The 8685-nt window shown below is 71.3% G+C and carries 7 protein-coding genes; 2 read left to right on the top strand and 5 right to left on the bottom strand.

The features are described 5' to 3' along the window. Positions 1 to 187: 187 nt before the first annotated feature. Positions 188 to 1696 carry a class I adenylate-forming enzyme family protein gene (locus VH112_07680; protein HEX4540113.1) on the bottom strand — a complete coding sequence of 503 codons (1509 nt, stop codon included), beginning with the start codon at positions 1694 to 1696 and terminating at the stop codon, positions 188 to 190. Between the two features lie 28 nt (positions 1697 to 1724). Between VH112_07680 and VH112_07675 the strand changes: the two genes are divergently transcribed. Next, the gene (locus VH112_07675) at positions 1725 to 2429 is read left to right on the top strand and encodes a TetR/AcrR family transcriptional regulator (GenBank protein HEX4540112.1); all 705 of its coding nucleotides are present in this window, start codon (positions 1725 to 1727) and stop codon (positions 2427 to 2429) included. A 32-nt stretch (positions 2430 to 2461) separates the two neighbouring features. On the opposite strand, the gene VH112_07670 is transcribed toward VH112_07675, so the two are convergent. The 3 genes from VH112_07670 to VH112_07660 all read right to left on the bottom strand — a co-directional run bounded on the left by VH112_07670 (position 2462) and on the right by VH112_07660 (position 5627). Next, positions 2462 to 3652, bottom strand: a complete 1191-nt coding sequence (locus VH112_07670) for an acyl-CoA dehydrogenase family protein (protein ID HEX4540111.1) — start codon at positions 3650 to 3652, stop codon at positions 2462 to 2464. A 3-nt stretch (positions 3653 to 3655) separates the two neighbouring features. Continuing rightward, positions 3656 to 4573 carry an SDR family oxidoreductase gene (locus VH112_07665; GenBank protein HEX4540110.1) on the bottom strand — a complete coding sequence of 306 codons (918 nt, stop codon included), beginning with the start codon at positions 4571 to 4573 and terminating at the stop codon, positions 3656 to 3658. 121 nt (positions 4574 to 4694) lie between these two features. Further along, positions 4695 to 5627, bottom strand: a complete 933-nt coding sequence (locus VH112_07660; protein ID HEX4540109.1) for an SDR family oxidoreductase — start codon at positions 5625 to 5627, stop codon at positions 4695 to 4697. Between the two features lie 131 nt (positions 5628 to 5758). Between VH112_07660 and VH112_07655 the strand changes: the two genes are divergently transcribed. After that, positions 5759 to 6259 (top strand): MaoC family dehydratase N-terminal domain-containing protein, encoded by a 501-nt coding sequence (locus VH112_07655; protein HEX4540108.1) that lies wholly within the window; start codon positions 5759 to 5761, stop codon positions 6257 to 6259. An 8-nt stretch (positions 6260 to 6267) separates the two neighbouring features. On the opposite strand, the gene VH112_07650 is transcribed toward VH112_07655, so the two are convergent. Then, positions 6268 to 8592 (bottom strand): CoA transferase, encoded by a 2325-nt coding sequence (locus VH112_07650; GenBank protein HEX4540107.1) that lies wholly within the window; start codon positions 8590 to 8592, stop codon positions 6268 to 6270. Positions 8593 to 8685: the final 93 nt, after the last annotated feature.

Below are 8685 nucleotides of genomic sequence, written 5' to 3'. Positions count from 1 at the left end.
CCTCGTAGACCCACACGTCGGTACCGTCAGGCTTCTTCACGCTCCTGGGCGCCAGGTCCTTCAACTTGGCCGGGAGGTGGTTGGCGAACATGTCCGGCGGCTCGACGGTGTGGTCGTCGACACTGACCAGGATGAGGTCCTCGGTGCGCATCGGCGTCTCCCCTCATGCGAATCTCTGACGCTGGCGTCAGCCTAGCTCTTGTGGCTCCGCCAGCGTCTGCTGTAGGGCGCGGCGGTCGACCTTCTCCATGGGCGTGCGGGGGAGGGCGTCGACCACGTCCACGGCTTCGGGGAGCTTGTAGGCGGCCAGACGGGAAGCGGCGAAGGCCCGCAGCTCCGCGAGCTCGGGCCCGCGCCCGGGCTGGCGGGGGACGACGACGGCGACCCCGATCTCTCCCATGACCGGGTCGGGCCGGGGCACGACCGCCACCTCGGCGACGCCGGGGTGCTCGGCCAGCACGCCCTCCACCTCCATGGGGTACACGTTGTAGCCGCCGCGCACGTACATCTCCTTGGTCCGGCCCACAAGTCGCAGGCGGTCCCGGTCGTCCACCCATCCGAGGTCGCCGGTGCGCACCGCGCCGTCGGTCGTGAACGCCGCCCGGGTGGCGTCTGGGTCTCCGTGGTAGCCGGCCATGACGGCCGCCGACCGCAGGCACACCTCGCCGACCTGGCCCGGAGCCATGGCCCGCCCCTCTTCGTCGCGCACGGTCAGCTCTATACCGGGGCGCACCCGGCCGACGCTGACCTCGGCGTCCTCGTCGGGGTCGTCGGGTGCGGTGCCGAGGCCGATGCCGGTCTCGGTGCACGAATAGCGCACGCACACAGGGGCGTCGAAGCCGGCGCGAGCTGCACGCACCAGCGCTGCCGTGGCCGGCCCGCCGCCCATGACGATGAGTCCTACGCTCGAATGGTCGCGGTGGTCGAACCCCGGTGACTGGAGCATGAGCGCGATCTGGGTCGGGATGCCACCGATGTTGGTGAGGCGGTGGCGCTCGGTCAGCTCGATGGCCTCCGCCGCCCGCCACCGGTTGATCAGGAAGGTCGTTCCCCCGGACCGGAGCGCGCCAGCGAGCTTGGTCATGAAGCCCAGGTGCGCGAACGATGTACCGGCCATGGTTCGCCCGCCGCCTCCCCACCGGTCGCCCAGATCGGCCGCGGTGATGGCTTGGAGCTGGCGGTTGCCGAAGACGGCCCCTTTCGGCGTGCCGGTCGTCCCCGACGTGAAGACGATGGCCACGGGCCGGTCGGGGTCCGGTGGCAGCGGCGGGGGCGACTCGTCCCGCTCGCGGATGTCCGCCAGGACGCCGCCGAGGTGGTCAGCCGGGCGCACCTCGACCAGGTCCGCCCCCTGGGAGGGGCCATCGGGCACGGCTCCAGGGGTGGCGAGCACGAGACGGGGGTGGGCGACCGACAGGACTGCGGAGCGCTCCCTTTCGGACAGACGATCGTTCACACCCGCTGTGACGGCGCCCAGCTTCGCCAGCGCCAGATAGGCGACGACGTACTCCGGGAGCGACGGCATGGCCAGCGCCACCACGTCTCCGGGTCCGATCGACCGACGAGCCAACCCGACGGCGGCCTCGTCGGAGAGCCGGTCGAGCTGGCGGTAGGACACGTCCCAACCGCCCGCAGAGACATAGGCGGTAGCATCGCCGAAGCGCTTCGCAGCCTCGTGAGGGAGTTCGTCGAGCATCCTGGTGACGTGCGGGCGCACGGGTGACGTGACGTCAGACTATCGGGATCGACAAGCTGCACGGCGACAGGCCCCCGTCCGCGCTGGGGGTACGCCCGCCCAGCAACGTGACCTGCGCGCCCAGGGCCGGCGCACCGTGGTCCGCCTGCTCGACGCCGGGCTCAGAGCGTTCGAGACGATCGGGTACGCGGCGACGAGAGTCGACGACATCGTTCGGATAGCCGACACCTCGCATGGGACGTTCTATCTGTACTTCGCCAGCAAGGAGGACCTCCTGGCGGCATTGGCCAAGGAGTGCGCCACCGAGATGGAGGCGCTGGCGGACAGCCTCGGCCCCGTCGGCCCCGGCGCCGAGGGCCGGGCCCAGCTGCGCGCGTGGGTGCAGCATTTCGTCGAGGTGTACCGCCGCTACGGGTCGGTCGTCCGGGCCTGGAGCGAGAGCCAGGTGTCGGACCCGGCGCTCGCCCGACTGGGCCAGCGCTCGTTGCGGAGGATCACATCCAAGCTGACCGAGCGGATCGGAGAGGCGTCGCGCCCGCCCGGCGTGAATCCCGAGCCGGCGGCCTTCGCCTTCATCGCCATGCTCGAGCGCGTCAACTACTTCGTGCTCTCCCGCGGCTTGTCCGTCGACGACGCCGTCGCCGTGGACACGCTGGCGGCGGTGTTGCACACGGGGATATTCGGGGGGCGCCCGGCGCGCCGGGCGCCTTCGGGGCGAGCCGGCCGCCGCTGACCGGGGAGCTGGTCGGTGAGGATCCTCCCGCCTCAGCTTCTCGGGAGGCCGAGGACCCGCTGGGCGATGATGTTGCGCTGGATCTCGGAGCTGCCGCCGGCGATCGTGTTGGCGAAGCTCAAGAAGAAGCCCCGCACCCAGCGGCCTCCCTCCTCCCCGCGTTCGGCGTCGATGACCACACCGTCGGGGCCGAGGAGCTCCATGCCCAGCTCGTAGAGCGACTTGCCGAGCTCCGACGTGGCGAGCTTGAGGTAGGAGTGCTCGGGCGCCGAGCTGGTGCGGGCGAAGCTGGTGAACCCCTTGTAGCCCAGGGCCCGCAGGCTCGATACCTGCTCGTAGGCCTCGGCCAGGCGTCGCCTGACGCCGGCGTCTTCGGTCAGCCCACGGCGGCGGCACAAGGTGACGAGGTCGTCCAGTGTGGATTCCACCAGCGACACCGACTGGACCCAGAGGCCGCCGCGCTCATGCGCCAGCGACCCCATCGTGATGCGCCACCCGTCGTTGACCTCGCCGACCAGATTTGTCGCGGGCACGACGACATCGGAGAAGAAGACCTCGGCGAAGTGGGCCGCGCCCGAGAACTGCCGGAGCGGCCTGACGTCGATACCGGGTGTGGCCATGTCGATGATGAGCACGCTGATGCCCTGGTGCCTCGGCGCCGTGGGATCGGTGCGGACGTAGCAGAAGCACCGCTCGGCCACCGTGGCATAGGACGTCCAGACCTTCTGGCCGTTGACGATGAACGCGTCGCCGTCGAGGACGGCCCTGGTCTGGAGGCCGGCGAGGTCGGAGCCGGCGTTGGGCTCGCTCATCCCGATGCACCACACGTCGTCGCCCCGGATGGCGGCGGGCGCCAGGCGGCGCTGGCTCTCGTTACCGAACTCGAGGAGGCTCGGCGCGACGATGGCGTAACCGGGGAAGTGCAGCGAGCGGGGGATGCCCCGCGCCGCCAGCTCCTGCAGGTAGACGAGGGTCTGCACGGGCGTCGCGTCGCGGCCGCCCAGCTGGGGCGGATACCCCGGGACCATCCAGCCGTGGTCGAACAGGGTCGCCTGCCAGCGCCGCGCCCAGTCGGGGATGATCGACGCGCCTTCCTCGTCACCGCTGTCCGACAGGGTGCCAGAGCTCTTGAGGGCCTTGGCTTCCGGGGGGGCGTGCTCCTCGAGAAAGTCGACCAGCTCGGCGCGGAACTCGTCGACCGCGGGCCCCCAGGCCAGCCGCACGGGCTAGTCCTCCACGTCGAACATGAACGGCGGCACGCCCGGCTCGGAGCGGGTGAAGAGGGCGGAGCGGGCCTCGTCCACGGCGTCGACGGTCCAGGGCTTGTCCGCCTTGACCTCGGTGACGGGGCGCCAGCCCTGGACCAGCTGGAGCACGCCGCCCTGGACCTTGACGACCTGGCCGGACACACCGGCCGCCAGGTCGGAGGCCAGCCAGGCCACGACGGGAGCGACGTTGTCCGGGGCGAACCGGTCGAAGTCGCCCTCCTTCTGCGCCATGAAGCCGCCCCCCAGCGACTCGGTGAGCCGGGTCCGGGCCACCGGAGCGATGGCGTTGACCCGGACGCCGACTCGCTCGAGCTCTCGCGCCAGCACGATCGTCATCGCCGCGATGCCCGCCTTGGCTGCCGCGTAGTTGAGCTGGCCGGCGTTGCCGTAGAGCCCGGACTCGGACGACGTGTTGACGATGGCGGCCGAGACCGGCGCGCCGCTCTCCTTGGAGCGCTGCCGCCAGTGGGCGGCGGCGATGCGTGAGGGGCAGAAGTGGCCCTTGAGGTGCACCTTGATGACCGCGTCCCAATCGTCCTCGGTCATGTTGAACGACATCTTGTCCCGGAGGATGCCGGCGTTGTTCACCAGCACGTCGAGGGCCCCGTAGGTGTCGACCGCCTGCTGGACGAGGCTCTCGGCGCCCTTCCAGCTGGCCACGTCGTCGTAGTTGGCGACCGCGGTGCCACCGGCCGCCTCCACCTCGTCGACCACCTGCTGGGCGGGACGATCGTCCTTGCCCTCGCCGGTCCAATCGCCACCGAGGTCGTTGACGACCACGCTGGCGCCTTCGGATGCCAGCAGGAGCGACTCGGCCCGGCCGATACCCCGACCGGCGCCGGTGACGATCGCAACTTTCCCGTCGAGCAGGCCCACTCGTCCTCCCTGCCTCTGGGCCGCCCTCCCGGGCCGGCCTCGTCATCTGGGCCGCCCTCCCGGGCCGGCCTCGCAAGTCTCGTAGCTCTGTCGCCGGGCGCGGCCCGGGCTGGCGCCGAGGCTATCTGCCTCGCGCCCGGCCCATCTGGAGGCCGGGATGGCGGGAGTGGAACACCGAAGCGTTGAGCGCCGGGCCGATGTCGCCCGGGCTCCATTTGGCCGGCTCCCCGGGGGCGTCGATGCCCTCGCCCAGCGTCCACGGGGCGTAGTGGGTGATCGTCGAGCCTACGGCCCGGAACACCTGGCCCGTCACGTGCAGGGCCTCGTCCGAGGCGAGCCACGCGACCATCGGCGCCGAGTTGCCCGGGTTCATGGGGTCGAACTTCTCGTACTCTTCCGGCTCCTTGAGCTCCATGTCCTTCACCACCGCTCCCGACATGCGGGTCATCCCGCCCGGGGCGATGGCGTTGGCCCGTACGCCGTAGCGAGCGAGCTCCAGGCTGGTGATGATGGTGAGTGAGGCGATGCCGGCCTTGGCCGCTCCGTAGTTGGCCTGGCCCACGTTGCCCTGCAGACCCGCGCTGGAGACGGTGTTGACGACGGCCGCCCGCGGCTGGGTGCCCGCTTTCGACTGCTCCCGCCAGTACACCGAGGCGTGGTGGGTCGTCGCGAACGTGCCCTTGAGGTGGACCCTGATGACCGAGTCGAAGTCGTCCTCGGTCATCGAGAACATCATCTTGTCCCTGAGGATGCCGGCGTTGTTGACCAGCACGTCGAGGCGCCCGAAGGTGTCCACCGCCTGCTGGATCAGGCTGGCGGCCCCCTTCCAGTCGGCGACATCGTCGTAGTTGGCTGCCGCCTCCCCACCACGGCTGCGGATGAGCTCGGCCACCTCCTCGGCCGGGCGCTTGTCGGCGCCGTCACCACTTACCGAGCCACCGAGGTCGTTGACGACCACCCGGGCCCCCTCGGCAGCGAGCTCGAGCGCCTCACCGCGCCCCACGCCGTGGCCAGCGCCAGTCACGATGGCGACCTTGTCCTCGAGCAGCGGCATCACGAAACCCTCCGGTTGAAAACCTGACGCGTACGTCACAAACGTAGGCGGGGTCCCGGAGGGTCGGCAACCGGGTCGGACGGTGATCTCCGGGCTTGCGGCGGGCGCAGGGCGGCCCCTACCGTCACGGCATGGCAGTTGACACGAGCGTCATCGGGAAGAAGACCGGATCGTCTCGCCTCGCCGTCGAGCGGGGACCGGTGTCGAACTTCGCCAAGGCGATCAAGGACGACAGCCCCGTCTATCAGAACGTGCGGACGGCGGTCGACGCCGGGTTCGACTCGATCCCCGCCCCTCCGACCTTCGGGTTCGCCATGGCCCACTGGGGCACGTTCCCCGAGAACCAGCCGCCCCCGGATCCCGAAGTGGACAGCGGCGCCGTCATGAGGGTGATCGGGGGCCTCATGGCCAAGGGCGGCCTGGTCCTCCACGGCGAGCAGGAGTTCGAGTATCACCGCCCGGTCGTGGTCGGCGACGTCCTCGCGTCCGAGGGTCGCATCACCGACGTCTACGAGAAGGAGAGCAAGGGGAAGACGATGACCTTCCTCGTCTCCGAGACCCGCTACACCGACGAGCGGACGGGCGAGCCGGTGCTCACCGCGAGGATGAACCTCATCCACCGCTCCGGCTGAGGCACCCCTCAGTCGAGGGCGCCGTCCGCGGCCAGCTTGTCGATCTCGGTCGTGCTCAGCCCGAGGATCTCCCGCAGCACGTGGTCGTTGTCCTGGCCGAGGGTCGGCCCCGTGCGGGTGTAGCCGGAGGGGGCGTCGCTCAGGCGAAAGCCGTTGCGCTCGTAGATGCCCTCGCCCATGGCCGGGTGGGTGAGGGTGACGAAGTGGCCCCGGGCTGCGAGCTGCGGGTCGGCGACCACGTCGCCGAAGTCCTGCACCGGCACGGCCTCGATCCCCAGGCTCTGGATCGTGGCGACGACATCGTCGACCGCCCGGGCTCCCGTCCACTGGGCCACGGCCCCTTCCACCTCCTCGATGCGCGCCAGTCTGGCGTCGAGGGTCGCCAAGGACGGATCATCCACGCCGATGAGCTCGGCCAGCCGGGCCCACTCGTCGTCATCCCACGCGGCCAGCGCGACCCAGCGGTCCTCGCCCTGGCAGGGAAAGGCTCCGTGGGGGACCGCGCCTGGCGACCGGTTGCCGTCGCGCTCGGCGACCACGCCGGTGTGCGCGAAGTCGAGCAGCCAGGGCGAGAGGGTGTAGACGGCCGCCTCCACCTGGGACACGTCGAGGTAGACGCCGCGGCCGGTTCGCCGCCGGTACAACAGCCCGGCGGCCAGGGCGGTGGCCACGAAGCGGGGCGAGAGCGAGTCGGTGATGGTGCCGAAGGGCCCGACGGGCTCCCGGTCCGGCCACCCGGTCAGGGCGTTGTAGCCGGACAGGGCTGCCCCCTGTCCGCCGAAGCCCGGGTAGTCCCGGTGGGGGCCGGTCTGGCCGTTGAGGCAGGCGCTGACCATGACCAGGTCGGGGCGATCGGCAGCCAGACGCTCGTAGTCCAGGCCGAAGGCGCGCATGGCCTTCGGAGCGAAGTTCTCGGCGACCGCGTCCGACCAGGCCACCAGGCGACGGGCCAGGGCGACACCATCCGGGTGCTTGAGGTTCAAGGTGACGCTGAGCTTGCCCGGGTTGAGCCCGTCGAAGAGCGTCGAGCCTTCGAGCCCGTGGGGATTGTCGGGCCCGAGCGCGTACACCCTCAGGAAGTCGGGTCTGCTCGGGGACTCGATGCGGATGACGGTCGCGCCGTGCTCGGCGAAATAGCGCGTCGCGATGGGGCCGGCGGCGCCGGAGCCCAGCTCGAGGATCTTGGTTCCGGCCCACGCCGGCCCGTGGGCCGGTGCAGGCGCCGGCGGTCGTCGTGGTGTCCAGCCGGGCCGACCGCCTGCGACGGGAGCGCCCGGGGCGGGACCGCGAGCGGTCACCGGGATCACCGCCCCATCGGGGCCGTGCGCCAGCACGAACCGCAGCGGGAACCGCTCGTGGCTGCCCACCGGTCCGAACATCTCCCGGGCGGTCAGCTGGGCGCTGTCGTAGATCTGAGGCGGGGTGTTGGCCGGAGCGAGCATGAGGTTCGTCTCGCAGGCCACCTCGTACAGCTCGGCCATCGTGCGGCTGGCGAAGTAGGCCGCTACCGGCCGCTCGATGGCCGCCAGCTCCTCGTCGGTGGCGGTGACGTGCGAGTAGGTCGTCCAGTCCCGCTCGGTGAGCGCCGGGGTGGCCATGCCCGCCTCGGTGACCAGCCGGGTGATCGTCTGCAGGCTCGGCACCCGCGCCTTGCCGCCGCGCAAGCCGAACGACACGAACCCGTCACGGCACGGCCAGATCTCCCGGCTGCGTCCGATGTTGGCGCCGCGGCGTGTCCCGCGCGCTCCAGTTCGCACAAAAGTCGCCGGCGCGCACATGTCGGCCGCCATCACCGCTTCCTGGCCGGCGACGTCGACCAGCTGGGGCCGACCCGAGGCGAGAGCGGTGAGCACCGCCATGGCCGCCTCCGAGCCAAGGTGCGCGTAGCCCGACGGCTGAGTGCAGCGCACCGGGGGCCGGTCTCCGTCCCCGGTGGCGTACATGTTGCCGCTCGCGGCCATGATGCCCAGGTCGCTCGCCCGCCAGGCGGCTCGCGGTCCGTGCAGGCCGAAGGGTGTGATGCTCACCCAGACCGCCGACGGCGCCAGTCCCCGGTCGAGCGACGGTCCGCCCCGCCAGCCGGGCGTCTCGATGACCACGTCGGCGCCCCCGAGCAGCTCGGGCAGCTCGGCGTCGTCGGGCCCGAGCACGACCGAGGTCTTCCCCGCGTTCCACGCCGCGAAGCGCAGGGGCTCGCCGCGCGCCGGGTCCCCCCCGGGGGGCTCGACCTTGAGCACATCGGCGCCCAGATCGGCGAGGATCCTCCCCGTCATCTGGGCCGGCGGGGCGGCCACGTCGACCACCCGGATCCCCTCCAGCAGACGCTCAGCCATGGCGCAACGATAGGCGGAGAAAGTTGACACGCGCGTCAGGCAGACGGAGACTTGGTGGGGTCCTCGCTCCGAGACCGTGGGGCCGAGGAAGTC

It is taken from the genome of Acidimicrobiales bacterium (assembly GCA_036270875.1).
Taxonomy (GTDB): Bacteria; Actinomycetota; Acidimicrobiia; order Acidimicrobiales; family AC-9; genus AC-9.
The sequence above is the reverse complement of the archived record's forward strand: the minus strand, read 5'-3'. Positions and strand labels throughout refer to the sequence as shown.